Source organism: Streptomyces klenkii (assembly GCF_003626645.1).
GTDB classification, from domain to species: domain Bacteria; phylum Actinomycetota; class Actinomycetes; order Streptomycetales; family Streptomycetaceae; genus Streptomyces; species Streptomyces klenkii.
This window is the reverse complement of the sequence record NZ_RBAM01000003.1, coordinates 82,154-108,654: the sequence shown is the minus strand read 5'-3', so window position 1 is coordinate 108,654 and position 26,501 is coordinate 82,154. Positions and strand designations below refer to the sequence as shown.

Annotated in this window: 25 protein-coding genes; 15 read left to right on the top strand and 10 right to left on the bottom strand. The window is 72.1% G+C overall.

Annotation, left to right across the window (positions count from 1 at the left end; translation table 11 throughout):
• Nucleotides 1-7: 7 nt before the first annotated feature.
• A complete protein-coding gene (locus tag D7231_RS07240) occupies nt 8-370 on the top strand; it encodes a hypothetical protein (protein ID WP_120754120.1) in 363 nt (120 codons plus the stop codon).
• A gap of 168 nt (nt 371-538) precedes the next feature.
• Complete coding sequence (locus D7231_RS07235) at nt 539-1,585, top strand: amidohydrolase family protein (protein WP_120754119.1); 1,047 nt, start codon at nt 539-541, stop codon at nt 1,583-1,585.
• Here D7231_RS07235 and D7231_RS07230 read toward each other — a convergent pair.
• From D7231_RS07230 to D7231_RS07220, 3 genes are all read right to left on the bottom strand, one after another.
• Nucleotides 1,558-2,553: a COX15/CtaA family protein gene (locus D7231_RS07230; RefSeq protein ID WP_120754118.1), complete on the bottom strand. Its 996-nt coding sequence runs from the start codon at nt 2,551-2,553 to the stop codon at nt 1,558-1,560. The genes D7231_RS07235 and D7231_RS07230 overlap by 28 nt on opposite strands.
• A 135-nt stretch (nt 2,554-2,688) precedes the next feature.
• Complete coding sequence (locus D7231_RS07225; protein WP_120754117.1) at nt 2,689-3,456, bottom strand: ABC transporter permease; 768 nt, start codon at nt 3,454-3,456, stop codon at nt 2,689-2,691.
• Nucleotides 3,453-4,412 (bottom strand): ABC transporter ATP-binding protein, encoded by a 960-nt coding sequence (locus D7231_RS07220; protein WP_120754116.1) that lies wholly within the window; start codon nt 4,410-4,412, stop codon nt 3,453-3,455. Before D7231_RS07220 ends, D7231_RS07225 begins: the two co-directional genes overlap by 4 nt.
• A 236-nt stretch (nt 4,413-4,648) precedes the next feature.
• On the opposite strand from D7231_RS07220, the gene D7231_RS07215 reads away from it, so the two are divergent.
• The 8 genes from D7231_RS07215 (at nt 4,649) to D7231_RS07180 (ending at nt 11,331) form a co-directional block, all read left to right on the top strand.
• Nucleotides 4,649-5,467 (top strand): helix-turn-helix transcriptional regulator, encoded by an 819-nt coding sequence (locus D7231_RS07215; RefSeq protein ID WP_391473082.1) that lies wholly within the window; start codon nt 4,649-4,651, stop codon nt 5,465-5,467.
• Complete coding sequence (gene sufB, locus D7231_RS07210) at nt 5,464-6,885, top strand: Fe-S cluster assembly protein SufB (protein WP_058044943.1); 1,422 nt, start codon at nt 5,464-5,466, stop codon at nt 6,883-6,885. The genes D7231_RS07215 and sufB overlap by 4 nt, the downstream gene beginning before the upstream one ends.
• Nucleotides 6,886-6,977: 92 nt before the next feature.
• A complete protein-coding gene (sufD, locus tag D7231_RS07205; RefSeq protein ID WP_120754115.1) occupies nt 6,978-8,168 on the top strand; it encodes a Fe-S cluster assembly protein SufD in 1,191 nt (396 codons plus the stop codon).
• The gene (locus tag D7231_RS07200; protein WP_120754114.1) at nt 8,165-8,491 is read left to right on the top strand and encodes a non-heme iron oxygenase ferredoxin subunit; all 327 of its coding nucleotides are present in this window, start codon (nt 8,165-8,167) and stop codon (nt 8,489-8,491) included. The genes sufD and D7231_RS07200 overlap by 4 nt, the downstream gene beginning before the upstream one ends.
• A 7-nt stretch (nt 8,492-8,498) precedes the next feature.
• A complete protein-coding gene (gene sufC / locus D7231_RS07195; protein ID WP_030366627.1) occupies nt 8,499-9,266 on the top strand; it encodes a Fe-S cluster assembly ATPase SufC in 768 nt (255 codons plus the stop codon).
• Nucleotides 9,263-10,519 (top strand): cysteine desulfurase, encoded by a 1,257-nt coding sequence (locus D7231_RS07190; protein ID WP_120754113.1) that lies wholly within the window; start codon nt 9,263-9,265, stop codon nt 10,517-10,519. Before sufC ends, D7231_RS07190 begins: the two co-directional genes overlap by 4 nt.
• 12 nt (nt 10,520-10,531) lie before the next feature.
• Complete coding sequence (gene sufU / locus D7231_RS07185; protein ID WP_120754112.1) at nt 10,532-10,996, top strand: Fe-S cluster assembly sulfur transfer protein SufU; 465 nt, start codon at nt 10,532-10,534, stop codon at nt 10,994-10,996.
• A complete protein-coding gene (locus tag D7231_RS07180) occupies nt 10,993-11,331 on the top strand; it encodes a metal-sulfur cluster assembly factor (RefSeq protein ID WP_120754111.1) in 339 nt (112 codons plus the stop codon). Before sufU ends, D7231_RS07180 begins: the two co-directional genes overlap by 4 nt.
• A gap of 49 nt (nt 11,332-11,380) precedes the next feature.
• Here D7231_RS07180 and D7231_RS36440 read toward each other — a convergent pair whose 3' ends face one another.
• The 3 genes from D7231_RS36440 to D7231_RS07170 form a co-directional block, all read right to left on the bottom strand.
• Entirely contained in the window at nt 11,381-11,542 is a 162-nt protein-coding gene (locus D7231_RS36440; RefSeq protein WP_158673725.1) for a hypothetical protein, read from the bottom strand.
• 157 nt (nt 11,543-11,699) lie between these two features.
• A complete protein-coding gene (locus D7231_RS07175) occupies nt 11,700-13,937 on the bottom strand; it encodes an SEL1-like repeat protein (RefSeq protein WP_120754110.1) in 2,238 nt (745 codons plus the stop codon).
• Between the two features lie 113 nt (nt 13,938-14,050).
• Nucleotides 14,051-15,043, bottom strand: a complete 993-nt coding sequence (locus D7231_RS07170) for an agmatine deiminase family protein (protein WP_241999605.1) — start codon at nt 15,041-15,043, stop codon at nt 14,051-14,053.
• Nucleotides 15,044-15,091: 48 nt separating this feature from the next.
• Here D7231_RS07170 and D7231_RS07165 point away from each other — a divergent pair, with 48 nt between their 5' ends.
• Both D7231_RS07165 and dapD read left to right on the top strand, forming a co-directional pair.
• Nucleotides 15,092-15,457 (top strand): VOC family protein, encoded by a 366-nt coding sequence (locus D7231_RS07165; RefSeq protein ID WP_120754581.1) that lies wholly within the window; start codon nt 15,092-15,094, stop codon nt 15,455-15,457.
• A 106-nt stretch (nt 15,458-15,563) separates the two neighbouring features.
• On the top strand, nt 15,564-16,553 hold the full coding sequence (dapD, locus tag D7231_RS07160; protein ID WP_120754108.1) for a 2,3,4,5-tetrahydropyridine-2,6-dicarboxylate N-succinyltransferase: 990 nt from the start codon (nt 15,564-15,566) through the stop codon (nt 16,551-16,553).
• Between the two features lie 79 nt (nt 16,554-16,632).
• On the opposite strand, the gene dapA is transcribed toward dapD, so the two are convergent.
• Nucleotides 16,633-17,526 (bottom strand): 4-hydroxy-tetrahydrodipicolinate synthase, encoded by an 894-nt coding sequence (dapA, locus tag D7231_RS07155; RefSeq protein WP_120754107.1) that lies wholly within the window; start codon nt 17,524-17,526, stop codon nt 16,633-16,635.
• A 92-nt stretch (nt 17,527-17,618) separates the two neighbouring features.
• Nucleotides 17,619-19,463 (bottom strand): endonuclease/exonuclease/phosphatase family protein, encoded by a 1,845-nt coding sequence (locus tag D7231_RS07150; protein ID WP_120754106.1) that lies wholly within the window; start codon nt 19,461-19,463, stop codon nt 17,619-17,621.
• 307 nt (nt 19,464-19,770) lie between these two features.
• Here D7231_RS07150 and D7231_RS07145 point away from each other — a divergent pair, with 307 nt between their 5' ends.
• The 3 genes from D7231_RS07145 to D7231_RS07135 all read left to right on the top strand — a co-directional run bounded on the left by D7231_RS07145 (nt 19,771) and on the right by D7231_RS07135 (nt 24,207).
• The gene (locus D7231_RS07145; protein ID WP_120754105.1) at nt 19,771-21,276 is read left to right on the top strand and encodes a hypothetical protein; all 1,506 of its coding nucleotides are present in this window, start codon (nt 19,771-19,773) and stop codon (nt 21,274-21,276) included.
• Between the two features lie 392 nt (nt 21,277-21,668).
• Entirely contained in the window at nt 21,669-23,132 is a 1,464-nt protein-coding gene (locus D7231_RS07140; RefSeq protein ID WP_120754104.1) for an alkaline phosphatase PhoX, read from the top strand.
• Between the two features lie 40 nt (nt 23,133-23,172).
• The gene (locus tag D7231_RS07135) at nt 23,173-24,207 is read left to right on the top strand and encodes an MsnO8 family LLM class oxidoreductase (protein ID WP_120754103.1); all 1,035 of its coding nucleotides are present in this window, start codon (nt 23,173-23,175) and stop codon (nt 24,205-24,207) included.
• Here the strand turns inward: D7231_RS07135 and D7231_RS07130 are convergent.
• Nucleotides 24,182-25,396 carry a TerD family protein gene (locus D7231_RS07130; RefSeq protein WP_194960993.1) on the bottom strand — a complete coding sequence of 405 codons (1,215 nt, stop codon included), beginning with the start codon at nt 25,394-25,396 and terminating at the stop codon, nt 24,182-24,184. The genes D7231_RS07135 and D7231_RS07130 overlap by 26 nt on opposite strands.
• 117 nt (nt 25,397-25,513) lie before the next feature.
• Nucleotides 25,514-26,350: an NAD-dependent epimerase/dehydratase family protein gene (locus D7231_RS07125; protein WP_120754101.1), complete on the bottom strand. Its 837-nt coding sequence runs from the start codon at nt 26,348-26,350 to the stop codon at nt 25,514-25,516.
• Nucleotides 26,351-26,501: the final 151 nt, after the last annotated feature.

Below are 26,501 nucleotides of genomic sequence, written 5' to 3'. Positions count from 1 at the left end.
CTGCGGCATGGCAGATGACACCACCCCGCAGGCACCGGCCGCACCCGACGCCCGGGCGGACCGCAAGGCCGCCCGGCTCGCCCGGCAGATCGACACGTTCGCCAAGAGCCACGGCGGCTCCGCCGAGGGCCAGCTGGCCCACATCGCCCGCGGCACCGTCCGGGTCGCGCTCGTGGGCGCCGACGGCGAGTGGGGCAACCTCGTCGCCCCCTCCCTGGACGTCGCGCAGAAGGCCGCCGAGAAGGCTGGTCTGACCCTCCACGACGACTTCGACGGCGAGCTCGCCGCCAAGGTCCGCACCGGCCCGTACGAGTGGTCGCGCATGGCGGGCATCCAGGTCGGCGGCCCGCGCAACCCCGCCGCGCAGTGAGCCGCGTACGGGGCCGGTGACCGGTCGGCTGTCGGCGCCGGCAGCCGACGGCCGGCGTCAAGAGCCGATGACCGGCGCCGATAACTGACGGGCCCCTCGGCCGTTAGACCCCCGGGGAGCGGCCGCATGCGCGCCGCTCGGGGCGGGGACGGCACGAGGGGGGGGCGGATGGACGGCATGCCGCCGCTCGTCGACCAGCACAGCCACGGCGCGGTCCACGGCGAGCTGGGGCTCGGCGGGTTCGAGGCGCACCTGGCCGCGGCCGCCGGCGCCGCGGGCCCCGCCCCGCCCGGCACGTCCTTCTTCGACAGCCGCACCGGCCTCGCGCTGCGCCGCTGGTGCCCGCCGCTCCTCGGCCTGGACCCGCACTGCTCGCCCGTCCGCTACCTGGCGCGCCGCCGCGAGCTGGGCGCCTACCGGGCCGGGCAGCTGCTGCTGCGCGGCGCAGGCATCGGCACGTTCCTGCTGGAGACGGGCGAGCCGAACGCCCTCACGTCGGCCGCCGAGCTGGCCGGGGCCGCCGACGGCAGCGCGCACGAGGTCGTCCGGCTCGAACCGCTCGCCGAACAGGTCGCGGACACCTCCGGCAGCGCGGACTCCTTCACCGCGTACCTGGCCGAGGCGCTCTACGCGGCCGCCCGCGGCGCCATCGCGTTCGCGTGCAGCGTCCCCTTCTGCGAGGGGAGCCCGCCGGGCCTGGCGGAGGTGCGCAGGGCCGCGGGGCAGTGGCTGCGGTCGCGCCGCCCGGGCGGCCGGCTGGACGACCCCGTGCTCGCCCGGCACCTGCTGTGGAGCGCGCTCGCCGCCGGGCTCCCCGTACAGCTGCACTGCGCCGACCCGCTGCGGCTGTCCCGCTTCCTGCGGGCCACGGCGGGCCTGGGGTGCGATCTGGTGCTGCTGCCGGACCCCTGGCACCACCGGCAGGCCGCGCGGCTCGCAGGGGCCTTCCCGCACGTCTACGCGGACGTGGGGCCGCACCCCGGGGAGACGCTGCGCGAGGCACCCTTCGGCAAGCTGCTGTTCTCCTCCGGCGCGCGCGGCCCGGCGGAGCTCTACGTGGTCGCCGCCCGGTCGTTCTCGCAGGCCATGGAGCGGCTGATGAGCGACTGGGTGGCCGACGGCTGGTGCCGGCGGGCGGACGCGCGCAGGATCGCCTCGCTCGTCGGGGCCGGCACCGCCCGCAGGGTCTACCGGCTGGACGCGCCGGCCGGCTGAGCCGGGAGGGACTCGTGCCCGTCCGCGGGGCCGGGCACGACGGGCCGCTCGCCGCGGTCGCGCAGCGACAGGAAGACCCGCAGCACGGCGATCCACACCAGGCAGGAACCGAACATGTGGGCGCCGACGACGATCTCGGGCTCGTCGTTGAAGTACTGCACATAGCCGATGACGCCCTGGAGCATCAGTACGGCGAACAGCTCGACGACCCGGCGGCGCGGCAGGGCCGGCGCCTTCACGGCCCGCAGGACGAACCACAGGGCGACGGTCAGGCCGACCACGATGTAGACGAAGTCGACGTGCAGCTGCGTGACCTCGCGCCAGTCCAGCGGGATGCGGTGGACGTCCTTCGAGGCGTCGCCCGCGTGCCGGCCGGAGCCGGTGACGATCGTGCCGACGAGGATCAGCACGGTGGTCGCCACGACCAGCACCCAGCTGAGCTGCCGCACGGGGCGGGCCACCAGGTCGCGCGGCGCGTCGTCGCCCTCGCCCGAGCGGTGCCACATCACCACGGCCACCGTCAGCAGCGCGGTCGCCGCGAGGAAGTGCAGGGCCACGATGTACGGGTTGAGGCCGGTGAGGACCGTGATGCCGCCGATGATGCCGTTGCTCGCGATGAGCCAGAACTGGGCCCAGCCCAGCTGCGTCAGGGAGCGGCGGCGCGGGGCACGCGCGCGTGCCGCCACGATCGCCACGCCGACGACCGCGCACAGCACGTACGTCAGCATGCGGTTGGTGAACTCGATGATGCCGTTGATGCCCATCTCGGGGGTGGGCGTCAGGCTGTCCTCGGTGCAGGTGGGCCACGTCGGGCAGCCGAGGCCCGACTGGGTGAGCCGGACGGCGCCGCCCGTCACCACGATGATCACGCCCATCACCACGCAGGCGAGGGCCGCTCGCTCGACGAAGCGCGCGGACGGCTGCCAGCGGTCGGCGACGATCTGGAGGGGATTCAGCGTTTTCGGCACGGGCTCATCGTAAGGGGGAGCTTGTGCACGCGTTCACGAGGGGGCATGGGGGAGTCGTCTCCCCGGAGAAAAGCAGCACGAGGGGTGGGTGTGTCCCTCACCGCCGCTTCCCGTCCCCGGTGTCACTCCCGGGTGTCACTCCCAGCGGAAGAGCTTCGCCGCCGCGCCGAGGCCCAGCACCGCCCACACCGCGAGGATGCCGAGGTCGCCCCAGGGCATGCCCGCGCCGTGCTGGAGGACGTCCCGCAGGCCGTCCGAGAGCGCCGAGATCGGCAGCAGCTCCAGCACCGCCCGCACCCCGCCGGGGAACTTCTCCATCGGCACGATCACGCCGCCGCCGACCAGCAGCAGGAGGAAGACGAGGTTCGCCGCGGCGAGCGTCACCTCCGCCTTCAGCGTGCCGGCCATCAGCAGCCCCAGCCCGGAGAACGCCGCCGTGCCCAGCACGAGCAGCAGCAGGACCGCGAAGGGGTTGCCCTGCGGCGACCAGCCCAGCGCGAAGGCGATCACCGTCAGCAGCGCGATCTGGAGCACCTCGGTGACCAGCACCGAGCAGGTCTTCGCCGTCATCAGCGCCCAGCGCGGCAGCGGCGTGGCGCCCAGGCGCTTGAGCACGCCGTAGCGGCGCTCGAAGCCGGTCGCGATGGCCTGGCCGGTGAACGCCGTGGACATCACCGCCAGCGCGAGCACGCCCGGGGCGAGGAAGTCGACGGCCTTGCCCTCGCCCGTGTCGACGATGTCGACGGCGCTGAAGAGCACCAGCAGCAGCGTGGGGATGACGACGGTCAGCAGCAGCTGCTCGCCGTTGCGCAGCAGCATGCGCGTCTCCAGCGCGGCCTGCGCGCGGATCATCCGGGAGAGGGGCGCGGCGCCGGGCCGCGGGGTGAAGGTCTCGGCACTCATGCCCGCAGCTCCTTGCCGGTCAGTTCAAGGAAGACGTCTTCCAGCGTGTGCCGCTCGACCGCGATGCGGTCCGGCATGACGCCGTTCTGCGCGCACCACGTGGTCACCGTGGCGAGCAGCTGCGGGTCGATGCGGCCGCCCACGCGGTACGTGCCCGGGGTCAGCTCCGTCGCCGTGGACTCGGCGGGCAGGGCCTTCAGGAGCGAGCCGAGGTCCAGGCCGGGCCGGCCGCTGAAGCGCAGGGTGTTCTCCGCGCCGCCCCGGCACAGCTCCTCGGGGCTGCCCTGGGCGATGACGCGGCCGCTGTCGATGATGGCGACGTCGTCGGCCAGGGCCTCGGCCTCGTCCATGTAGTGCGTGGTGAGGACGACGGTGACGCCGTCGGTGCGCAGCTCGCGCACCAGGTCCCAGGTGGCGTGCCGGGCCTGCGGGTCCAGGCCGGCCGTCGGCTCGTCGAGGAAGACCAGCTCGGGGCGGCCGACGACGGCCATGGCGAGCGCGAGGCGCTGCTGCTGGCCGCCGGAGAGCCGCCGGTAGGCGGTCCGGCCGCAGCTGCCGAGGCCCAGCCGGTCTATGAGGGAGGGCACGTCCAGGGGGTGCGCGTGCAGGGCGGCGACGTGGCGCAGCATTTCCTCCGCGCGCGCCCCCGCGTACACCCCTCCGCTCTGGAGCATGACGCCCACGCGGGGGCGGAGGGCCGCGGAGTCGGCGACGGGGTCGAGCCCGAGGACGCGGACGGTCCCCGCGTCGGGGCGCCGGTAGCCCTCGCAGGTCTCGATCGTGGTGGTCTTGCCGGCTCCGTTGGGGCCGAGGACGGCGGTGAGGCCGCCGCGGGCGACGGACAGGTCGAGCCCGTCCACCGCGGCCTTCGGTCCGTACCGCTTGACCAGGCCGCGGATCTCGACCGCGGGCCGGTCCGGGGCCTCGGGGGTGTCCCCCGGGAAGACGCTGCGCATGGCGGGAAGTCTACGAAGCCGGGCGTGTCCCCGGAGGCCCCGGGGTGGAACCGGATACGGAGGGCGGCCCTCGCCCGCCCGCTCCGGGCTGCTCCGGGCCGTCCCCTCCGGCCGCTCCCGGTGCCTCCGAGCAAGATCGACGGGTGGCGGTTAGGTAACCCTTAGTGATCGAGGACACCGCCGGACGGCGGGGGCGAGGCTTGTCCGCCTCCGGGTAATTACGCAACAATGGTGTTGTGAAATACGCGGGCGAGGCTTCGCAGGGCCCCGCGGCCGGTCCGGCAGGACCCGTGGCCGCCGGGCCGCAGCAGCCTGCGCCCGGGCCCGTGCGCGAGGACGAGCGCCGCGAGCACGGCCATGACGAGCAGCGCGGCACCCGCAATCGCGTCGCCCGCTCCATCCTCGATCACGGCCCCTCCACCGCGGCCGAGCTGGCGCTGCGCCTGGAGCTCACCCAGGCCGCCGTCCGCCGCCACCTCGACACCCTCGTCGCCGAGGGCGTCGTCGAGCCCCGCGAGAAGCGGGTCTACGGCGCCCGCGGCCGCGGCCGCCCCGCCAAGGCCTTCGCCCTGACGGACTGCGGCCGCGACGCCTTCGACCAGGCCTACGACCAGCTGGCCGGTGACGCCCTGCGCTGGATCGCGCAGGCCGCCGGCGGTGGCGAGATGGGAGAGGCCGCCGTCGCGGCCTTCGCCCGCGCCCGGATGGCCGCCCAGGCCGAGGGCTACCGCCGCGCGCTGGAGGCGGCCCCGCCCGAGTCCCGCACGGAGGCCCTTGCCAGGGCATTGACCGCGGACGGGTACGCTGCTACGGCGCGTAGCGCGCCGGTCGGCGAACAGCTTTGCCAGCACCACTGCCCGGTCGCCCATGTCGCCGAGCAGTTCCCGCAGCTGTGCGAGGCGGAGACCGAGGTCTTCTCCCGCCTGCTCGGGACACATGTGCAGCGTCTTGCCACCATCGCCCACGGCGACGGGGTGTGCACGACGTTCATCCCGAAGAGCAAGACCAAGACCACCACAGCATCCGCCAGCACGGCCGGGAGGAACCCCGCATGACTCTCCCCACGGAGACTGCCCACCCTGAGCTCGAAGGCCTGGGCACGTACGAATACGGCTGGGCCGACTCCGACGTGGCCGGCGCCGCAGCCAAGCGCGGCCTCTCCGAGGCGGTCGTCCGCGACATCTCGGCCAAGAAGTCCGAGCCGGAGTGGATGCTCAAGCTGCGCCTGAAGGGCCTGAAGCTCTTCGACAAGAAGCCCATGCCGACCTGGGGCTCCGACCTCTCCGGCATCGACTTCGACAACATCAAGTACTTCGTCCGCTCCACCGAGAAGCAGGCCGCCACCTGGGAGGACCTGCCGGAGGACATCAAGAACACCTACGACAAGCTGGGCATCCCGGAGGCCGAGAAGCAGCGCCTCGTCGCCGGTGTCGCCGCGCAGTACGAGTCGGAGGTCGTCTACCACCAGATCCGCGAGGACCTGGAGGAGCAGGGCGTCATCTTCCTGGACACCGACACCGCCCTGAAGGAGCACCCCGAGCTCTTCCAGGAGTACTTCGGCACGGTCATCCCCGTCGGCGACAACAAGTTCGCCTCGCTGAACTCCGCCGTGTGGTCCGGCGGCTCCTTCATCTACGTCCCCAAGGGTGTCCACGTGGACATCCCGCTCCAGGCCTACTTCCGCATCAACACGGAGAACATGGGCCAGTTCGAGCGGACGCTGATCATCGTCGACGAGGACGCCTACGTCCACTACGTCGAGGGCTGCACCGCCCCGATCTACTCCTCGGACTCGCTGCACAGCGCCGTCGTGGAGATCATCGTCAAGAAGGGCGGCCGCTGCCGCTACACGACCATCCAGAACTGGTCGAACAACGTCTACAACCTGGTCACCAAGCGCGCCGTGGCCTACGAGGGCGCGACCATGGAGTGGGTCGACGGCAACATCGGCTCCAAGGTGACGATGAAGTACCCCGCCGTCTACCTGATGGGCGAGCACGCCAAGGGCGAGACGCTGTCCATCGCCTTCTCCGGCCAGGGCCAGCACCAGGACGCCGGCGCCAAGATGGTCCACATGGCGCCGAACACCTCCTCCAACATCGTCTCCAAGTCGGTGGCGCGAGGCGGCGGCCGCACCTCCTACCGCGGCCTGATCGAGATCGGCGAGGGCGCCCACGGCTCCAAGTCGAACGTGCTCTGCGACGCCCTGCTCGTGGACACCATCTCCCGCTCGGACACCTACCCCTACGTCGACGTCCGCGAGGACGACGTCTCCATGGGCCACGAGGCGACCGTCTCCAAGGTGAGCGACGACCAGCTCTTCTACCTGATGAGCCGCGGTCTCTCCGAGGACGAGGCGATGGCCATGATCGTGCGTGGTTTCGTGGAGCCGATCGCCCGCGAGCTGCCCATGGAGTACGCGCTGGAGCTCAACCGGCTGATCGAGCTGCAGATGGAAGGCTCCGTCGGCTGACCCTCCCCCCGCCCGGAGGCGGGGGAGGGGCACGGACGCCCCCGACCGCAGCAGCGAACCCTTTGTGACAGGAAGAGAGCACGACGACAGCCATGGCTGACAACACCCCCGCCGGCAGCACGACCGACGGCGCCATCCAGGTGGGCGGGCCGCAGCAGCCCATCGACGCGCGCGTGAGCGCCCCCGCCTCGTACGACGTGGCGGACTTCCCCGTGCCGCACGGCCGCGAGGAGGAGTGGCGGTTCACCCCGCTGGAGCGCCTGCGCGGTCTGCACGACGGCACGGCCGCGGGCAAGGGCGTGGACGGTGGCGGCGTGAAGGTCGAGGTGAGCGCCCCCGCGGGCGTCACCGTCGAGACCGTCGGCCGCGACGACGCCCGCCTCGGCCGGTCCGGCAAGCCGGTCGACCGCGTCGCCGCCCAGGCCTACAGCTCCTTCGAGAAGGCCTCGGTCGTCTCGATCCCCAAGGACGCGGTCCTCACCGAGCCCGTCACGATCTCCGTGCACGGCGAGGGCGGCGTGGCCTTCGGCCACCAGGTGATCGAGGTCGGCGCCTTCGCCGAGGCCGTCGTCGTCCTCGACCACACCGGTGACACCACGCTCGCCGCCAACGTCGAGTTCCTCATCGGCGACGGCGCCAAGCTCACGGTCGTCTCCATCCAGGACTGGGACGCCACCGCGGTGCACGCAGCCCAGCACACCGCGCTGATCGGCCGCGACGCCTCCTTCAAGTCCGTCGTCGTCACCTTCGGCGGCGACCTGGTCCGCCTCCACCCCCGGGTCGTCTACGGCGCCCCCGGCGGCGAGGCCGAGCTCTACGGTCTGTACTTCACGGACAAGGGCCAGCACCAGGAGCACCGCCTCTTCGTCGACCACGACACCCCGCACTGCCGCAGCAACGTCGCCTACAAGGGCGCGCTGCAGGGCCAGGACGCCCACGCCGTCTGGATCGGCGACGTCCTCATCCGCGCGGAGGCCGAGGGCACCGACACCTACGAGCTCAACCGCAACCTCGTCCTCACCGACGGCGCCCGTGTCGACTCCGTGCCCAACCTGGAGATCGAGACCGGCGAGATCGTCGGCGCCGGCCACGCCTCGGCGACCGGCCGCTTCGACGACGAGCAGCTGTTCTACCTGATGGCTCGCGGCATCCCCGCCGACGAGGCCCGGCGCCTGGTCGTCCGGGGCTTCTTCGCCGAGCTGGTCCAGCAGATCGGTATCCCGGAGCTGGAGGAGCGCCTCATCGCCAAGATCGAGGCCGAGCTGGAGGCGTCGGTGGCATGAGCGAGACCCTCTACGTCCGAGTGGCCGCCCTGAGCGACCTGGAGGAGGACACCCCCAAGCGGGTCGAGATCGACGGCGTCCCCGTCTCCCTCGTCCGCACCGAGGGGGAGGTCTTCGCCATCAACGACATCTGCTCCCACGCGAACGTCTCGCTCTCCGAGGGCGAGGTGGAGGACTGCGCGATCGAGTGCTGGCTGCACGGCTCCAGCTTCGACCTGCGCACCGGAAAGCCCTCCGGCCTGCCCGCCACGCGCCCCGTCCCCGTATACCCCGTCAAGATCGAAGGGGACGACGTGCTCGTCTCCGTCACCCAGGAGTCCTGAGTTCCCCATGGCAACGCTTGAGATCCACGACCTGCACGTCTCCGTCGAAGCCGAGAACGGCCCGCGCGAGATCCTCAAGGGCGTCGACCTGACTGTGAAGCAGGGCGAGACCCACGCCATCATGGGCCCCAACGGCTCCGGCAAGTCGACCCTGGCGTACTCCCTGGCGGGTCACCCCAAGTACACGATCACCGGCGGCACCGTCACCCTCGACGGCGAGGACGTCCTGGAGATGTCCGTCGACGAGCGCGCCCGCGCCGGCGTCTTCCTCGCCATGCAGTACCCCGTCGAGGTGCCCGGCGTCTCCGTCTCCAACTTCCTGCGCACCTCCGCCACCGCCATCCGCGGCGAGGCCCCCAAGCTGCGCACCTGGGTGAAGGAGGTCAAGGGGGCCATGGAGCGCCTCAACATGGACCCCGCCTTTGCCGAGCGCAACGTCAACGAGGGCTTCTCCGGCGGTGAGAAGAAGCGCCACGAGATCCTCCAGCTGGAGCTCCTCAAGCCGAAGATCGCGATCCTCGACGAGACCGACTCCGGCCTCGACGTCGACGCGCTGCGCCAGGTCTCCGAGGGCGTCAACCGCGTCCGCGAGACCGGTGAGGTCGGCACCCTGCTGATCACGCACTACACGCGCATCCTGCGCTACATCAAGCCTGACTTCGTCCACGTCTTCTCCGGCGGCCGCATCGTCGAGTCCGGCGGCGCCGAGCTCGCCGACAAGCTGGAGTCCGAGGGCTACGAGGCCTACCAGACGAAGGGCGGCGTAACCGCGTGACCATACTGCCGGGCCTCCTCGACACCGAGGCGATTCGCAAGGACTTCCCCATCCTGGACCGCACGGTCCACGACGGTAAGAAGATCGTCTACCTGGACTCCGCGGCCACTTCCCAGAAGCCGCGCCAGGTGCTCGACGCACTCAACGAGTACTACGAGCGGCACAACGCCAACGTCCACCGCGGCGTCTACACGATCGCCGAGGAGGCCACGGCGCTGTACGAGGGCGCGCGCGACAAGGTCGCCGCCTTCATCAACGCGCCCAGCCGCGACGAGGTCATCTTCACCAAGAACGCCTCCGAGTCGCTCAACCTCGTGGCCAACATGCTCGGCTGGGCCGACGAGCCCTACCGGGTCGACCACGACACCGAGATCGTCATCACGGAGATGGAGCACCACTCCAACATCGTCCCGTGGCAGCTGCTCTCGCAGCGCACCGGCGCGAAGCTGAAGTGGTTCGGCCTCACCGACGACGGCCGGCTCGACCTGTCCAACATCGACGAGATCATCACCGAGAAGACCAAGGTCGTCTCGTTCGTGCTGGTCTCCAACATCATGGGCACGATCAACCCCGTCGAGACCATCGTCCGGCGCGCCCAGGAGGTCGGTGCGCTCGTCGTCATCGACGCCTCCCAGGCCGCCCCGCACATGGTGCTGGACGTCCAGGCCCTCCAGGCCGACTTCGTGGCCTTCACCGGCCACAAGATGTGCGGCCCGACGGGCATCGGCGTCCTGTGGGGCCGCCAGGAGCTGCTGGAGGACCTCCCGCCGTTCCTCGGCGGCGGCGAGATGATCGAGACCGTCTCGATGCACTCCTCGACCTACGCGCCCGCGCCGCACAAGTTCGAGGCCGGTACGCCCCCGATCGCCCAGGCCGTCGGCCTCGGCGCCGCGGTGGACTACCTCTCCGCGATCGGCATGGAGAACATCGCCCGGCACGAGCACGCGATCACGCAGTACGCGGTCACGCGCCTCCAGGAAGTCCCGGACCTGCGCATCATCGGCCCCACCACGGCCGAGGACCGCGGCGCCACGATCTCCTTCACGCTCGGCGACATCCACCCGCACGACGTGGGCCAGGTCCTCGACGAGCAGGGCATCGCCGTCCGCGTCGGCCACCACTGCGCGCGGCCCGTCTGCCTCCGGTACGGAATTCCCGCGACCACGCGAGCGTCGTTCTATCTGTACTCCACCCCCGGCGAGGTCGACGCCCTGGTCGCGGGTCTGGAGCACGTCCGGAACTTCTTCGGGTAGAGCGGGGTACTTGTGAAGCTTGATTCGATGTACCAGGACGTCATCCTGGACCACTACAAGCACCCGCACGGGCGGGGCTTGCGGGACGGCGACGCCGAGGTGCACCACGTCAACCCCACCTGCGGCGACGAGATCACGCTGCGGGTGCGCATGTCCGGCGACACCATCGAGGACGTCTCGTACGAGGGCCAGGGCTGCTCCATCAGCCAGGCCAGCGCCTCCGTGCTCAACGAGCTGCTGGTCGGCAAGGAGCTGGAGCAGGCCCGGAAGATCCAGGAGACCTTCCTGGAGCTGATGCAGTCCAAGGGCCGCATCGAGCCGGACGACTCGATGGAGGAGGTGCTGGAGGACGCGGTCGCGTTCGCCGGCGTCTCCAAGTACCCGGCGCGCGTGAAGTGTGCTCTGCTGAGCTGGATGGCGTGGAAGGACGCGACCGCCCAGGCAGTGGGCGATGGCGCTGAGAGGAAGACCGCATGAGCGACAACGCAGGGATGACCACCAAGCCGGCCACCGAGGAGGAGGTCCGCGAGGCCCTCTACGACGTGGTCGACCCCGAGCTGGGCATCGACGTCGTCAACCTCGGCCTGATCTACGGCATCCACATCGACGACGCCAACATCGCCACCCTCGACATGACCCTGACGTCCGCGGCCTGCCCGCTGACCGACGTCATCGAGGACCAGGCGAAGTCCTGCACGGAGGGCATCGTCAACGAGCTCCGGATCAACTGGGTCTGGATGCCGCCGTGGGGCCCGGACAAGATCACCGACGAGGGCCGCGAGCAGCTCCGCGCCCTCGGCTTCAACGTCTGACACCTGGCTGCTTCGAGGCCCCCGGCAACTTGCCGGGGGCCTCGCTGTGTCATCGGCGGCGCTTGTCGAGCACGTCCGCAAGGATGCGGAAGACGGCCACGCGCTGATCGCCGCGCAGGCCGCGCAACGTTGTCAGGTGGCCGATGAGGAGGCTGACGACCACGACGGTCGGGAGAAGAGCCAGGACCAGAAGTTCGTGACTGAAGGACATGAGTGCGACTGCCTTTGGTTGCGGGGCCGGTTCAGGATCCGATCGCTTGGGCGATACACAAGCCGAGCCAGCTCTCTTCCGCCATGGCCTCCCTAATTCCGGGCACTGTTGCCGCAGGTCAGGCGGCGCGGACGGGAATTCCCGGCGGGACACGTGATCAACGGCGGAAGCCCCGGCCCGGGTCGCGCGTCTTGTCCTCACGGAAGGGCTCGAACCAGCGGTCCGCTTGCAGGTTGGCGATCCCCAAGTGCTGGTTGAGCAAGCTGTCCGGATCTTCGATGCCCTGCGACCACGGCTCGTAGAGGAAGAGGACATCAGTGTCTTCCAGGAACAAGGTCATGCACAGGTCCCAGTCGTAGTCCTGGGAATCCTCTGGGAGGCTCTTCACCAGCGCCGCGACGAAGTCCGGTTCGTCCCTGACCATGGCCGAAGCATGTTCGAGTGCGAGGTGCATGGCCATTTCCTCCCCCGTGCACGTAGGGAGAGGCCAATTACCGGCTTCGATGTCGTTCGCCAGGTCGTCGAAGCACCGCGCCATCTGTCGGCGCCACCCGGCCTTCTGTCCCCAGGTCAGCACAGGCATGTCGCTGAAGGGGCAGGCGTAGTTGTCGCGGAGGTCAACGCGGGTGTCGCCGATTTCTTCCAGCTCGTCATATGCCATGTCCGCCAGAATTTCGAAGGCAGCCCCGAGTAGGCACAGCGTGCGTGGAGTGGGCCCGTAGTCCTCGTCCTCCCACTCACCTTCCTCGTCCTCCTCGTGCGTGGGCAAGGGGGCGCTGGGCGCTTGCGTAGGGCGGGCAGGAACAGGGCTGGGTTCGCCGTGGTAGTACGACTGGGACACTTCGTCCCCGGCCTCGGCAGCCTTGCGGTACCACTCGGCGGCGGCCTTGCGGTCCTGCCGACGGAAGTGAAGGTTGCCCATGAGACGCAGCGAGAGCACGTCTCCGGCGTCACAAGCAAGCTGAAGCCACCGAGCGGCTTCAGTACGGTCTTCACGTTCACACAGGACGCCAAGCCCACGCAGCCCGTCCACATCTCCCGCGTCGGCGAGCGGTCGGAGCGCGCGGCGACTGATGTCGATGCGCTCATTGGCGTGGGCGGCCAGGGCGATGTCGAAGCGCTGCCGCCTTTCGGTACCCACGCGGAGAGCGGTCTCCCAGACCCTCTCCGGGATGAACTCGGGCGAAGCTCCCTTGGCCCGGAGGTGGGCGTCCAGCAGGTAGTCGAAGGCCCGCAGTCCGGCGCCGTCGGGGATCAGCAGCCGCGTTACGGCGTCAGGAGGGGTCGTGGCCCATGCCAGCGCCTCATCCAGTGGTTCAGGGCCGATCAACTGCTTGTTGCGGCCAGGGAGGTAGTCCTCGTGCAGTTCCTCGAGCAGTTCGGCCGGGAGTGGGTCCGTCAGGCCTGCCAGGGCCAGGTCGATGGCGGCCCACACCAGGGCGGCGCCCCGAGGGTTGCCGTTGACCACCGAGGCGCTACAGAGACGCTGCCACAGCTGCGGGCCGGTGGCCAGGGTCTCTGCGACGCCGAAGTCGGTGGCCTGGTCGAGTGCCAGGCGCAGTCTCGGATCGCGGTTCGAACGCAGTTCTTCGTGCGCTCGGTCGAGTTCGCAGCTCGACCACAGGCGCTCGACCTGGAATTCCTCCGCGAGTCGTACCAATTCATCATCCGTGAATTGCTGATGCATGCGGGTGCGCATGGTTCCGAGCACGGTGGCCTTGGCGGTGCGCAGTGCCCGGATGCCATGGAGATCCATGCCTTCGGGGCCGAGGTAGCGCTCCATGTCGTTGAGCCAGAGAACGCAGCGCTCCCCGGCCCTGGCCGATCGGGTCACAGCGGCGACCGCCTCCGGCACCTCGGTTACGTGGCGCGGTACGACGAGGAGATGATCGGGAAGGACAGCGGTCATCGCCTCGTAGGCGCATCGTGTCTTGCCGGCTGTGGAGTCCCCCACCAGCAGGATCACTCCACCGCGCTGTCCGGCGTGGGACATGGCTTGACGGACCGCAGGGTCAACGTCTCTGGGGATGTACGCGGGCACTGCATCGCCGCCCTCGACCGTGCGGGCGCGGTGCACCTTCAGCTCCAGCGGGTCGGCATCGCGAACCCGGAACGTCACGGCCTGTGGCCCGGGCTCGGGAACCTGTTCGGCGCGGGCTCGTTCATAGAGCCTTACCCACTTGGGGGCGTCGAGCCGGCCCCGTGGAAGCGAAGCAGCCTCCTCCAGAGCGCTCAGGAAAGAAGACAGGGCTGCCCACGATTCGGGAACCCTCTCGCCCTTCCGCCACGCGCTGATGGCCGTCCTGCTCACACGATGCCGGCTCCTGCCTTCCGTGGCCTTGGCGATCTGTGCCTGGGTGGGACGTCTGGCGCCCTCACGCGTGACCTCGTCCATGGCGGCTCGGATGGCACGGGCCAGTTCCTCCCGAGCGCCCGCCGGATGCGCAGTGTTCTCTGAATGCATGAGCCGATGTTGCCCGAAGGCACTGACAGAGCAGAGGCTTTGAGTCAGGCGGCGGGCTGCTGCTGTGTGGCGCAGTGGATGCCGCCGCCGCCCTCGGCCAGGTCGTGGATCTCGACCGTGCGGACGGCGTGCCCCGGGTGGAGGCCGGCCAGGAGCGAGGCGGCGCGTTCGTCGGCGCGGCGGTCGCCGAAGCGGGGGACGATCACGGCGCCGTTCGCCACGTAGTAGTTGGCGTAGCAGCCGAGGAAGTCCTCGCCGCGCCGGCCGAGGGCGGCCGGGTCCGGCTCGGGCAGCTCCACGATCTCCAGGGACCGGCCGCGGGCGTCGGTGGCCGCCGCCAGGGTGGCGCGCGCCTGCTCGTACACGCGCGTCCAGACGTCCGGCTTCGCCCCCGGCGGCGGGCTGCTGAGCAGGACGGTGCCGGGGGCGGCGAAGCGGGCCAGGGCGTCGACGTGGCAGTCGGTGATGTCCTCGCCGCGGACGCCTTCCAGCCAGATCACCTTGCTGACGCCGAGCAGGTCCGCGAGCGCGCGTTCGATCTCGTCGCGGGTGCGGCCCGGGTTGCGGTTGTCGTTCACCAGCGAGCTCTCGGTGACCAGCAGCGTGCCCTCGCCGTCGGTCTCCAGCGAACCGCCCTCCGCGACGAGCGGCGCCGCGACGCGCGGCACGCCGAAGGCCTCCAGCACCCGGCGGGCCACAAAAGCGTCCCTCGGGTGGGCCTGCTTGCCGCCCCAGCCGTTGAAGCCGAAGTCGATCCCGGCGGGGCCGTCCGGGCCGGTCACGAAGACGGGCCCGGAGTCCCGCAGCCACAGGTCGTCGACGGGCACCTCCACGACCTCCACGCCCCCGCCGCACGCCTTCCGCGCCGCCGCCGCGTCCTCCGGCCCGGCGAGCAGCGCCACCGGCTCGTACTCCGCGATCACCCGGGCGATGGCCGCGACATCCCTCCGCACGGCGCCGGTGTACCGGCCCCAGACGGAGCCGGCCGGCGGCCAGCCCATGAAGGTGCGCAGGTGGGGCTGTGATTCGGCAGACATCTGATGCATCGTCGGGACTCCTCGGAGCCGCTCGGACAGACTGTGATCATGGCTTCTTCGCTCTACACCGTCGTCATCGACGCACACGATCTCCGCGCACAGGCACAGTTCTGGTGCGGGGTCCTCGACTGGAAGGTGCTCTACGAGGATGACGCGGAAATCGTCATCGGCGTTGACGAGTCCGCGACTCCCGGCATCACATTCGTCCCGGTGGAGGAGGGCAAGACCCTCAAGAACCGGCTGCACATCGACCTCAACCCCGACGACCTCGACGCCGAGGTCGCCCGCATCACCGCGCTCGGCGCCCGCCCGGCCGACGTCGGGCAGAGCCCGGACGTCACCTGGCGCGTCCTCGTCGACCCCGAGGGCAACGAGTTCTGCGTGCTGAGCCCCAAGCGCTCGCTCGTGGGCTAGCCGCCGGCGCCGGGCGGGGGCACGGGCGGCCGGGTGCCGGGGCGCGGGCGCCCCGCCGCGGCGACCGGTTCGCCTTGAGAGGCTCCGGCCGGTTAGGTTTTCGAGCATGACCGATGCTGTTGCCCCCCGTACCACCGGCGCCGTCGCCGCCGGCCTCGCCACGATCACCCAGGACGGGACCGTCCTCGACACCTGGTTCCCCGCCCCGGAGCTCACCGGGGAAGCCGGCCCGGCCGGCACCGAGCGGCTGACCGCCGAGCGCGCCGCCGAGCTGCTCGGCGAGAACGCCCTCAAGGCCGTCGGCCCGGACCCGCGCCGCGGCGTCGAGGTCGTGGCCGTCCGTACGGTCATCGCCTCGCTGGACGACAAGCCGCTCGACGCCCACGACGCCTACCTGCGCCTGCACCTGCTCTCGCACCGCCTGGTGAAGCCGCACGGCCAGAACCTGGACGGCATCTTCGGCCTGCTCGCCAACGTCGCCTGGACCTCCCTCGGCCCCGTCGCCGTCGACCAGGTCGAGACGGTGCGCCTGAACGCCCGTGCCGAGGGCCTGCACCTCCAGGTGACGAGCATCGACAAGTTCCCCCGGATGACGGACTACGTCGCCCCGTCCGGCGTCCGCATCGCCGACGCCGACCGGGTCCGCCTCGGCGCGTACATCGGCGCGGGCACCACCGTCATGCACGAGGGCTTCGTCAACTTCAACGCCGGCACGCTGGGCACCTCCATGGTCGAGGGCCGCATCAGCGCGGGCGTCGTGGTCGGCGACGGCACCGACATCGGCGGCGGCGCCTCCACCATGGGCACGCTCTCCGGCGGCGGCAAGCAGATCATCTCCATCGGCGAGCGCTGCCTGCTCGGCGCCGAGTCGGGCATCGGCATCGCCCTCGGCGACGAGTGCGTGGTCGAGGCCGGCCTCTACGTGACCGCGGGCACCCGCGTCACCCTGCCGGACGGCGAGGTCGTCAAGGCGCTGACCCTGTCGGGCGCCGACAACATCCTCTTCCGCCGCAACTCCACCACGGGCGCGGTCGAGGCCCGCCCGTACAAGAGCTCCTGGGGCGGCCTGAACGAGATCCTGCACAGCCACAACTAAGCAGGGCTGAGCACGGCGACGCAGCGGAGCGGCCGCACCCTGGGCGAGGGGTGCGGCCGCTCCTGCGTCGGCGGGGGCGTCAGAGCGCCTTGTACGCCTGGAGCAGCGCCTCCGTGCGCTCCGGGGCCGCCGCCCGCAGCGGCGCCCGTACCGGACCGGCGGACAGGCCGAGAGCGCTCAGCAGCGCCTTCGCCGTCACTGTGCCCGGCAGGCCCGACGCCATCATCAGCTCCACCAGGGGCAGCACCCGCGCGTGCAGCCGGGCCGCCTCCGCGGTGTCGCCGCGGTCGTACGCGTCGAGCACCGACGCCAGCGCCCCGCCCGCGACGTTCGCGACCGTGCTGATGTATCCGACGGCTCCCACCGAGCGCAGTGGAAGGTTCAGCTCCTCGGAGCCCGAGTAGTAGGCCAGGCCCGTCGCGGCGATGACCTTCGCGCTGCCCAGCAGGTCGTAGGCGCAGTCCTTGACGCCCGCGATGCGCGGGTGCTCCGCGAGCCGCAGCATGGTGGCGGGCTCGATGCGGGTTCCGGTGCGGCCGGGGATGTCGTAGAGCATCACCGGCAGCCCGCTCGCGTCGGCCACGGTCAGGAAGTGCTCGGCGATGTCCTCCTGAGGCGGCCGGCTGTAGTACGGGGTCACCACCAGGACTCCGTGCGCCCCCGCCGCCTCGGCGGCCCGTGCCAGCTCGGCGGTGTGCCGGGTGCTGGCCGTGCCGACGCCCGCCGTGATCCGCGCCCGGTCGCCGACGGCCTCCGCCACGGCGCGGATGAGCGCGCTCTTCTCCGCGTCGCTGGTCGTCGGCGATTCGCCGGTGGTGCCGCTGAGGACGAGCCCGTCGCAGCGGCCCTCCCCGACGAGGCGGTCGGCGAGGGCCTGCGCCCCGTCGAGGTCGAGCTCTCCTTCCGGGGTGAAGGGGGTGACCATCGCGCAGACGGTACGGCCGAAGGGGCTGGCGGGAGTCGTGATCGTCATGGACACGATTCTCGGCCCCTCCGACCGTACAGGTCTATTTAATTGTTCTCCTGGTGACCGCTAAGCATTGCTTAGCGCTCGTGGGGTGTCGCTCACGGCTTCCAGCGCAGCACCTGCGGGTCGTGGTCGCTCGCCTGGTCGGCGAACTCCGCGTTGACGTGGACGATGTCGTAGTCCACCCGGCGTACGTGAGAGCTGGTCAGGATATGGTCGAGCACCTGGGAGTTGCCCTGGTAGACGTAGCCGTAGCGCTGGGCGCGCGGCAGCCGGGCGACCTGGTCGGTGAGCACCTTGCCCGCCGTGAGGGCCTTCAGCGCGGGCGAGAACTGGTAGTCGTTCAGGTCGCCCGCGACGATGACGTTCGCGTTCCGGTCGGCCGCCAGCAGCTGCTTGACGAACGCGTTCACGATCTTGGCCTGCTGGGTGCGCTGCACCTCCGAGGAGCGGGCCGGCGGCTGGAAGCGGCTGTCGACGCCCTGGTCGCCGCCCTTGGAGTTGAAGTGGTTCGCGACGACGAAGACCCGCTGACCACGGAAGGTGAACTGGCCCGCGAGCGGCTTGCGGCTGTTCGCCCACGCGGCGTCGCCGGGCTCGACCCGGCCCGGGGAGGCGGACAGCGCGGCCTTGCCGCCCTCGCGGACGGCCTTCACCGCGGTGGTGGAGTCGCCGCCGGGCTTGTCCGTGAAGGACACCCGGGCGGGGTTGAAGAGGAACGCGGTACGGATGTTGCCGCCCGGCTGGCCGCCGTCCTGGTCGTTGACGGGGTTGATCTGCCGCCACTCGTAGGCCGGGCCGCCCGCCGCCTTGATGGCGTCCGTGAGCTTCTTCAGCGTCTGCCCCGCGTCCACCACGCCGTTGTCGGTGACGCCGTTGTCGTCCTGGACCTCCTCCAGGGCGACGATGTCGGGCGAGGCGAGGTTGGTGACCAGCGCGGACGCCAGCCGGTCGAACTTCGCCTGCGACGTCTTGGGGGAGAGGTTCTCGACGTTGTACGTGGCGACCGCCAGCTCGTCGCCGCGCTGCTTGCGCGTGGTCTCGCGCTTCAGGCCCCGGTCGGTGAGCTTGCCGAGCTCGGTGGCCTGGAGGGTGTAGCCGCCGAAGTTGTCGTAGTCCAGCGGGCCGGCGGTGGTGCCGGACAGCTCGTCGCCGACGTTGGCGACGGGGAAGGGGCGCTGGGCGAACGGGATCAGCGAGGTGACCTTGACGCGGCCGGCGTTCGGGTCGCGGTACGCGCCGTAGAGCGCGCCGCCGCGGCCCGTGCGGTTGCGGCGGGGCTCGGCGGTGACCCACAGCTCGTTGTGCGGGCTGGTCGCGCCGACGACAGGGGCGTTCTGCACGGAGACGCGCATGCCCTCCAGCGACTCGTAGCGGTCCAGGGCGTACGTGCCCGGGCGCAGCGCCAGCTTCTCGATCGAGCCGCCGTGCGCGTCGGGCGCGTAGCGGTCCGGGATCTGCGACGGGCTGAGCCGGACGGGGGCCGGCAGGGCGTTGCCGGAGGAGGCGACCCGCCACGTGGCCTTGGTGAGCTCCGTGACCGACTGGAGGCCGGCGGCCTCGCCGCCCGGGTAGTACTCGGTGACGGTGCCGGAGACGGTCACGGCGTCGCCCACGGCCACGGCCGGGGAGGTGGAGCCGGTGAAGACGAAGATGCCTTCGCTCGTGGCCTCGTTGCGGTCCGGGTGCGTGTCCTGCATCCAGAAGCCGCGGGCCGAGCCGAAGGCGCGGACGCCGGTGACGACGCCCGGCACGTCCGCGACCTGCCGGCCGGCGAGCGGGGAGATGCGGGTCGTGCCCTGGATGTCGTGGATGCGCAGGCCCTCGGCGCTCGCCGCCTCCGGGGCGGCGAGCAGCCCGGCCGCGAGCGCGGTGGCGAGGAGGGAGCCGAGGGCCGCGGGTCTGCGCAGGGCGGCGCGGCGGGCGGACGGGGGAGTGGGCACGGTGGCCTCCGGTAGGGATTGCGAGGGGGGTATGACGTGGAGGAATCGTCGTTGACGCGATCCTGACGATCTCTACGCGCGTCAATGTCTTGCGGGCCCGGGGAAGTTGTCAAGGTTCCGCGGGTAACCGTCAGCCATATGTCCGGCGGCGGTTCGGCGAACCGGGCGGCAGGACGGAAATCCCGTCTACGCTTGGGAACCGCGCCCGGTCTGCGGCGCCGCATGCCACACCGCATGTCACCACGCGTGTCGCCGCACGTCACCGCACGTGCCGCGGCGCATGTCACGACGAGGAGAGACTCCCCTGATGTCCGGAGACCGTCCGACCATGCCGCCGGTGCGGCTCCCCTCCGACGCGGAGCTCGCGCGTGACGCGCTGTCCGCGCCGCTGCTCGCCCGCGCCGCGAAGCTCGCGCGCTGGGCCGGCGAGGAGGGCATCCCGGTCGGGGTCGGCGGCGAGCTGCTCGCGCCGCAGCTGCGCGAGGCGACGGAGCTCCTCGGGCTCGCGGGCGACGAGGACGGCGACGCGTACGCCATGGACGCGTGGCAGCACGCGCTCGACACGGGCCTGGTGGACTTCGAGGAGGCCGAGGAGACCGGGGACGGCGAAGGGGTGGAGCCCGACGAGGACGAGCCCCGGGGCACCGCCGTCGCCGGCGAGGAGCTCGCCACGCTCGCCTCCGGCAGCCCCTCCGACATCCTCGAGCTGTGGCTCGCCGGCTTCGAGAGCGTCCTCGCCGACGCCGCCGCGCCCGACCTCGGCGACATCGCCGACCGGATCGCCGAGGGCGAGGACCTCGACCTCGACTCCCTCGACTGGGACCCCGAGGGCGAGGCCGACTTCCTCGACGGCGTCCTGGGCAACCTCTACCTGCTCACCGCGCTGGAGCAGAGCGACGCCGAGCGGCCCGTGCCGCTGCCGGCGCTCGCCGCGTCCATGATCGTGCCGGACGACATGGACGAGCCCACGGACGACATCCTCGAAGAGGTCTCCGACGCGATGATGCGCCTGGACGACCAGTTCCGGCTGCTCGCGCCCACCGGCATCATCGCGTACCGGCCCGTCGACGAGTCGCTCATCGAGGAGGTCGACGGCGAGGGCCGCATCCGCGAGTCCGTCGACGGCGTCACCTCCGACAGCCCCGAGGAGGAGGACGTCAGCCGCTACGGCATGGTCTCCCTCACCCCGCTCGGCGTCCTCGCCGTCCGGGACCGGATGCAGGAGGCGGGCGTCGACGCCCCCGTCGTCGGCGACCTCGCCGACAAGGGCGCGGACGCGCTCCTGGCCGCGCTGCCCGGTCACCCGGAGACGGCCGCGCGTGCGGAGGCCGAGCTGTGGCTCGCCCGCCGCACGCCCGCGGAGGCCGCCGCGGAGCTGCTCGCCGCCGGGCGCGGCGACGACCTGGACGCGCCGTCCCGCCGCCTCGCCTGCCAGCAGACGCTCTCCCTCCTCGGCGCCGGCGCCGAGCCCGCCGTGCGCGAGGTCCTCGACGACCGCGAGCTCGGCGGCCTCGCCCGCGTGTGGCTCGCCGAGCACGGCGCGGCGGACGTGCCCGAGCCGGGCGAGGAGATGGTCTTCTGGCTGACCATCGACACGATCGCCGCCCAGCTGGCGGCGTCCGGCGACACGGACGAGCTGCGCGGGCTGGTGGAGGGCCTCGTCGGGCAGCACAGCGGGTTCTTCGACGCTGCGTGGCGGGTGGACCACCCGGCCACGGCGGACGTCCTGGAGGCGATGGGCCGCCTCCACCCGGACAAGAAGGTGGCCAAGGAGGCCCGCAAGGCGGCGTTCAAGGCCCGCTCCCGCGGCTGACCTTCCCGGTGGCCCGGCCCTTCTCGGTCCGGGGCGCCGGGGATTTCTCCGCCGCGACGGCGATCGGCCACGGCGGTGGATTCCGGCGGTGCCCGGCCGGCCTGAGCCGGGTCCGGCACCGCCGGATGCGTCCGCGGTGGTTGCTCGCCGCCGCGGCGGAGGGAACTGCCCCGGTCCCGCCCTTTCACCGTTTACCCCTGCGGGGGGCCGGGGTGGCGCCGGGCCGGCCGGGGCCGGGTTCGGCACTGCCGGTCCGCGGCGGTGACACGGCGGGCGAGCCCCGCGCGGATCGCGCGCCCCGCGCCCTTCCCTCGCGCTTTGTGCGGTGTTCATACCGTATTCCGTGGGGAACGGGACCGTAGGCGCGTGAGCCAGCGGACCCGGGAGTGCAGATGACCCTCAGCCGAAGAGACTTCGCGAAGCGATCCGCCGTCGCCGGCGCCGGGGTGGCGCTCACCGGCAGCGTGGGCGTCCTCGCCACCGCCCCCGGCGCGCTCGCCGGCACCGTGCCGGAGCAGCGCGGCGCCCGCCCCCGCCCGGCCCGCCCGCCGGGCTACGGCCCCCTCGTACGGGACCCCAAGGGCCTCCTCGCCCTGCCGGCCGGCTTCTCGTACCGCGTCATCACCCGGGCCGGTGTCACCAAGCTGGAGTCGGGCGAGCCCACCCCCTCCCACCACGACGGCACCGCCGCCTTCGAGGGCCCCCGCGGCACGACCCTGCTCGTCAACAACCACGAGCTCAAGGGCCCCCGGGCCGGCTGGAAGTACCCCGTGCCGCTCGCGCAGGGCCTCGTCTACGACCCCGCCGCGTCCGGCGGCTGCACCGTCGTCGAGGTCTCGCACGACGGCGCGCACGTCACGGAGTGGGTCGGCATCGCCGGCACGTCCACCAACTGCGCCGGCGGCGCCACCCCCTGGGGCACCTGGCTGACCTGCGAGGAGACCGAGGACAAGGCCGGGCAGAACGGCATGACGAAGACGCACGGCTACGTCTTCGAGGTCGACCCGCACGACCGCCGTGCGGGCCGCGCCCCCGAGCCCGTCAAGGCCCTCGGCCGGTACGCCCACGAGGCCGTCGTCGTCGACCCGGCCCGCGGCCACCTCTACCTCACCGAGGACGCCGCTGGCCCCAACGGCCTGCTCTACCGCTGGACCCCGCCGGCCGGCTTCCGGCACGGCCGCGGCCGGCTGCGCACCCTCGCCGCCGGCGCGGGCCGGCTCCAGGCCTTCAAGTGCTTCGACTCCGGCGGCCGGTTCGTCGACGACCTCTCCCGCGCCACCCGCCCCGGCACGGTGTACGGCGTCGACTGGGTGGACGTGCCCGACCGCGACGCCGCGTCCGTCTCCGTCCGCAAGCAGTTCAAGGGCGGCGAGGTCACCCGGGCCCGCAAGCTGGAGGGCATGTGGTGGGCGGACGGCGGCGCGTACGTCGTGTCGTCGTTCGCCCGCGAGGAGAGCCCCGTGCAGCACGACGGCCAGGTGTGGTTCTACGACCCCCGGCGCCGGACCCTCACGCTGAAGGTCCGCTTCGGCGTCAACAAGGACCCGGAGCGGGACGGCGCCTTCGACGGCCCGGACAACATCACGGTCTCCCCGCACGGCGGCCTGGTCATCGCCGAGGACGGCGAGGGCGTGCAGCACCTCTTCGGCGCCCTGGACGACGGCCGCACGTACCCCATCGCCCGCAACGACCTCGCGTTGACATCAGCCGCCGGCGCGGCGGGCGGCAGCGCGGAGAAGCCCTCGTACAGCGAGTTCACCGGCGTCACCTTCTCGCCGGACGGCAGGACGCTCTTCGCCAACATCCAGGAGCCCGGCATCATGCTGGCGATCACCGGCCCCTGGCGCCGCCAGTAGCGTCCGGGAATCATGGCCGGTCGCCCTTGTTGAAGGAGAGGTGACGATCCGGCTCTCCGTACTCGACCGCTCCCGCACCCGCCTGGGCCGCCCCCAGGCCGAGGCACTGCGCGACACCGTGCGGTTCGCGCAGCGGGCCGAGGCGCTCGGCTACCACCGCTTCTGGGTCTCGGAGCACCACGGCGTGCCCGGCGTGGCGGGCTCGGCCCCGACCGTGCTCGCCGCGGCGGTCGCCGCCGCGACCTCGCGGATCAGGGTGGGCACGGGCGGCGTGATGCTGCCCAACCACCGCACCCTGGTGGTGGCCGAGCAGTTCGGGGTGCTGGAGTCCCTCTTCCCGGGCCGCATCGACATGGGCCTGGGCCGCTCCGTCGGCTTCACGGACGGCATCCGCCGGGCCCTGGGCACGGAGAAGGAGGCCATGGGGGACTTCGGCGGGCAGCTCGCCGAGCTGGAGGGCTGGTTCACGGACGGCCCGCGGACGCACTCCGAGGTGCACGCCCGGCCGGCCGAGGGCCTGCGGATCCCCGCGTTCGTCCTGGCCAACGAGGCGGGCGCGGACGTGGCGGCCGCCGCGGGCGCGGCCCTGGTGATCGGCGGCCTGAGCGGCGAGGAGCGGATGCTCGCCGCCGTCGGACGCTACCGGCGGGCGTTCCGGCCGTCGTCGTGGTGGCAGCGCCCGTACGTCGTGGTGGCGGGCAACGTGGCCGTCGCCGGCACCCGCGAGGAGGCCCGCCGGCTGCTCGTCCCCGAGGCGTGGGCGCTGGCCCATTCCCGTACGCACGGCGTCTTCCCGCCCCTGGAGCCCGCGGCGGAGACCGAGGCGCGGGCGATGACCGAGCGCGAGCGCCGCCTGTACGAGGAGGGCCTGCGCGGGCACCTCCACGGCACGGAGGACGAGGTGGCCGCCGCGCTCGGCGCGCTGGTGGAGCGCAGCGGTGCCGACGAGGTGCTGGTCACCACCTCCTCGTACGACCGCGAGGCCCTGCTGGACTCCTACCGCCGGCTGGCCCGGATCGCGGGCCTGCCGGCGGCGGGAACCCCGGTGCTCACAGCGCCTGCGCCGCCGGCTTGACGAGGTCGCGGACGGTGCGGGACTTCACGAACTCGCCGAGGGCGGTCATCTCCCACTCGCCCGAGTACTGCCGGACGAACTTCGCCATGAGCACGCCCGTCTTGGGCTCGGCTCCGGTGAGGTCGAAGCGCACCAGCTCCTCGCCGGTGCGGGCGTCGAGGAGGCGGCAGTAGGCCTTGGCGACCTCGCTGAACTTCTGGCCGTTGAAGGAGCTGACGGTGAAGACCAGGCCGGTCACCTCCGGCGGCAGCCCGCCCATGTGGACCGTGATCGTCTCGTCGTCGCCGGAGCCCTCGCCGGTGAGGTTGTCGCCGGAGTGCTGGACGGCGCCGTTGAGGATCTGGAGCTTGCCGAAGTAGCAGGCGTCGATCATGTTGCGGTCGGGGCCGTAGGCGATGACGGAGGCGTCCAGGTCGATGGCCCGGCCGCCCCAGGCGGGCTCCCAGCCCAGGCCCATCTTCACCGACTCCGTCAGCGGCCGGCCGCCCTTGACCAGCGACACCGTCTGGTTCTTCTGGAGGCTGACCCGGCCCTTGTCCAGGTTGATCTTCCCGGTGCCGGGGGCCGGGGCGGGCGGCGCCGGGGGCGCGGCGGGCACGGGCGGTGCGGCCGCGGGCATCGGCGGGGCGGCGACGGGCGGCTGCACGGGGGCCGGGGCGGCGGGCGCGGCTGCGGGAGCCGGGGCGGGCGCCGCGGGCTCCTCCACGCTCACGCCGAAGTCGGTGGCGATCCCCGCCAGGCCGTTCGCGTACCCCTGGCCGACTGCACGCACCTTCCAGGCGCCGGCCCGCCGGTAGACCTCCACGACGACGAGCGCGGTCTCGGAGCCCAGCCGGGGCGGCGTGAATGTGGCCAGGACGGAGCCGTCGTCCGCGTTGCGCACGGTGGCGGTGGGCTCGATGCCCGCGAACGTCTGGCCCTGGGCGTCCGGGCTCGCGGTCACCACGATCTTGTCGATGTCGGCGGGGACACCGGCGGTGTCCACCGTGATGGCGTCGGGCGCGCCGCCGGACGCGGCGCGGTGGGCCACGCCCGGCCCGGAGGGCTGGTTGTAGAAGACGAAGTCGTCGTCGGAGCGCACCTTGCCGTCGGCGGTGAGCAGCAGGCCCGATACGTCGAGCCGCACCGGGGCGGCGACGTCCACCGTCACGCGGGCGACGGAGAGAGGGATGTTCGAGCCGGGTGTCATAGCGGTCATGCCCCGGGTAACGAGTGGCCGCTCTTTGCGGTTCCATTACCGAACACCTGATGCGGGGTCGATGCGCTTCCTTTACGGAGTCGGCCGTTCCTTAGCTGTCGTCGCAGGTCAGTCGGGGTGCCAGCGCGGCGGCTCGGCGCCGCAGAACTCGCCGCCGACGAAGGTGCGGCCGAGCTCGTGGTCCTCCCGCGGAGAGCGCCGCTCTCCGGCGAGCAGGGCGGCCGCGTACGCCTCCGAGTCGTCCCGGGGCTCGTAGCCGAGCGCGCGGGCCGAGGACAGGTCCCACCACGCCCGGGTGTTGGCGGAGCTGCCGTAGGCGACGGTGTGGCCGACGCCCTCGGCCGTGAGCGCGGCGTGCACGAGCCGCGCGCAGTCGCCGGGGCTCAGCCAGACCGACAGCATGCGCACGGACGTCGGCTCCGGGAAGCACGCGCCGATGCGCAGCGAGACGGTCTCGATGCCGTGCCGGTCCCGGTAGAGGGAGGCGAGGTCCTCGCCGAAGCACTTGGAGAGGCCGTAGAGGGTGTCGGGGCGGTGCGGTGTCTCCACGGGCAGCGGACGGCCGTCCTCGGCGGGCGGCAGGGGCGTGAAGCCGACGGCGTGGTTGCTGGAGGCGAGCACCACGCGCCGTACGCCCGCCTCCCGGACGGCCTCGTAAAGCCGGTACGTGCCCTCGATGTTGGCGCGCAGGATGTCCGCGAACGGCGCCTCCAGGGGGATGCCCGCCAGGTGGACGACCGCGTCCGCGCCGTCGAGGGCCTTGCGCAGCGCGTCGCCTCCGGCGCCCGGGTCGGCGAGGTCCGCGGTGATCGCCTCCGGTTCGCCCGGCACCGGCCGGACGTCCAGGAGGCGCAGCCGGTGGCCGTGGGCGGGGAGCAGGGTGCGCAGGTGGGTGCCGATGCGGCCGGCCGCGCCGGTGAGGAGGACGGTGCGGGACGGGGTCATGGGCGGGGCCTCCTGAAGGGCGGAACGGGAAGCGGAACGGAAGCGGAGAGAAGAGCGGAACGGGAAGAGGAACTTTCCAATCCGATTATTCCGGGGGCGAGATGACGATGGTCACGAAATATCCGCGAACCCGTTCGACTTCCTCCACCGG

Coding starts and splice junctions, on each gene's coding strand:
- D7231_RS07165 (WP_120754581.1), top strand. CDS start 15,092: ATGGCTTCTTCGCTCTACACCGTCGTCATCGACGCACACGATCTCCGC.
- D7231_RS07125 (WP_120754101.1), bottom strand. CDS start 26,350: ATGACCCCGTCCCGCACCGTCCTCCTCACCGGCGCGGCCGGCCGCATC.
- sufC (WP_030366627.1), top strand. CDS start 8,499: ATGGCAACGCTTGAGATCCACGACCTGCACGTCTCCGTCGAAGCCGAG.
- dapD (WP_120754108.1), top strand. CDS start 15,564: ATGACCGATGCTGTTGCCCCCCGTACCACCGGCGCCGTCGCCGCCGGC.
- D7231_RS07170 (WP_241999605.1), bottom strand. CDS start 15,043: ATGTCTGCCGAATCACAGCCCCACCTGCGCACCTTCATGGGCTGGCCG.
- D7231_RS07180 (WP_120754111.1), top strand. CDS start 10,993: ATGAGCGACAACGCAGGGATGACCACCAAGCCGGCCACCGAGGAGGAG.
- D7231_RS07130 (WP_194960993.1), bottom strand. CDS start 25,396: ATGACACCCGGCTCGAACATCCCTCTCTCCGTCGCCCGCGTGACGGTG.
- D7231_RS07225 (WP_120754117.1), bottom strand. CDS start 3,456: ATGAGTGCCGAGACCTTCACCCCGCGGCCCGGCGCCGCGCCCCTCTCC.
- D7231_RS07240 (WP_120754120.1), top strand. CDS start 8: ATGGCAGATGACACCACCCCGCAGGCACCGGCCGCACCCGACGCCCGG.
- sufD (WP_120754115.1), top strand. CDS start 6,978: ATGGCTGACAACACCCCCGCCGGCAGCACGACCGACGGCGCCATCCAG.
- D7231_RS07145 (WP_120754105.1), top strand. CDS start 19,771: ATGTCCGGAGACCGTCCGACCATGCCGCCGGTGCGGCTCCCCTCCGAC.
- D7231_RS07235 (WP_120754119.1), top strand. CDS start 539: ATGGACGGCATGCCGCCGCTCGTCGACCAGCACAGCCACGGCGCGGTC.
- D7231_RS07175 (WP_120754110.1), bottom strand. CDS start 13,937: ATGGACGAGGTCACGCGTGAGGGCGCCAGACGTCCCACCCAGGCACAG.
- dapA (WP_120754107.1), bottom strand. CDS start 17,526: ATGACGATCACGACTCCCGCCAGCCCCTTCGGCCGTACCGTCTGCGCG.
- D7231_RS36440 (WP_158673725.1), bottom strand. CDS start 11,542: ATGTCCTTCAGTCACGAACTTCTGGTCCTGGCTCTTCTCCCGACCGTC.
- sufB (WP_058044943.1), top strand. CDS start 5,464: ATGACTCTCCCCACGGAGACTGCCCACCCTGAGCTCGAAGGCCTGGGC.
- D7231_RS07220 (WP_120754116.1), bottom strand. CDS start 4,412: ATGCGCAGCGTCTTCCCGGGGGACACCCCCGAGGCCCCGGACCGGCCC.
- D7231_RS07140 (WP_120754104.1), top strand. CDS start 21,669: ATGACCCTCAGCCGAAGAGACTTCGCGAAGCGATCCGCCGTCGCCGGC.
- D7231_RS07200 (WP_120754114.1), top strand. CDS start 8,165: ATGAGCGAGACCCTCTACGTCCGAGTGGCCGCCCTGAGCGACCTGGAG.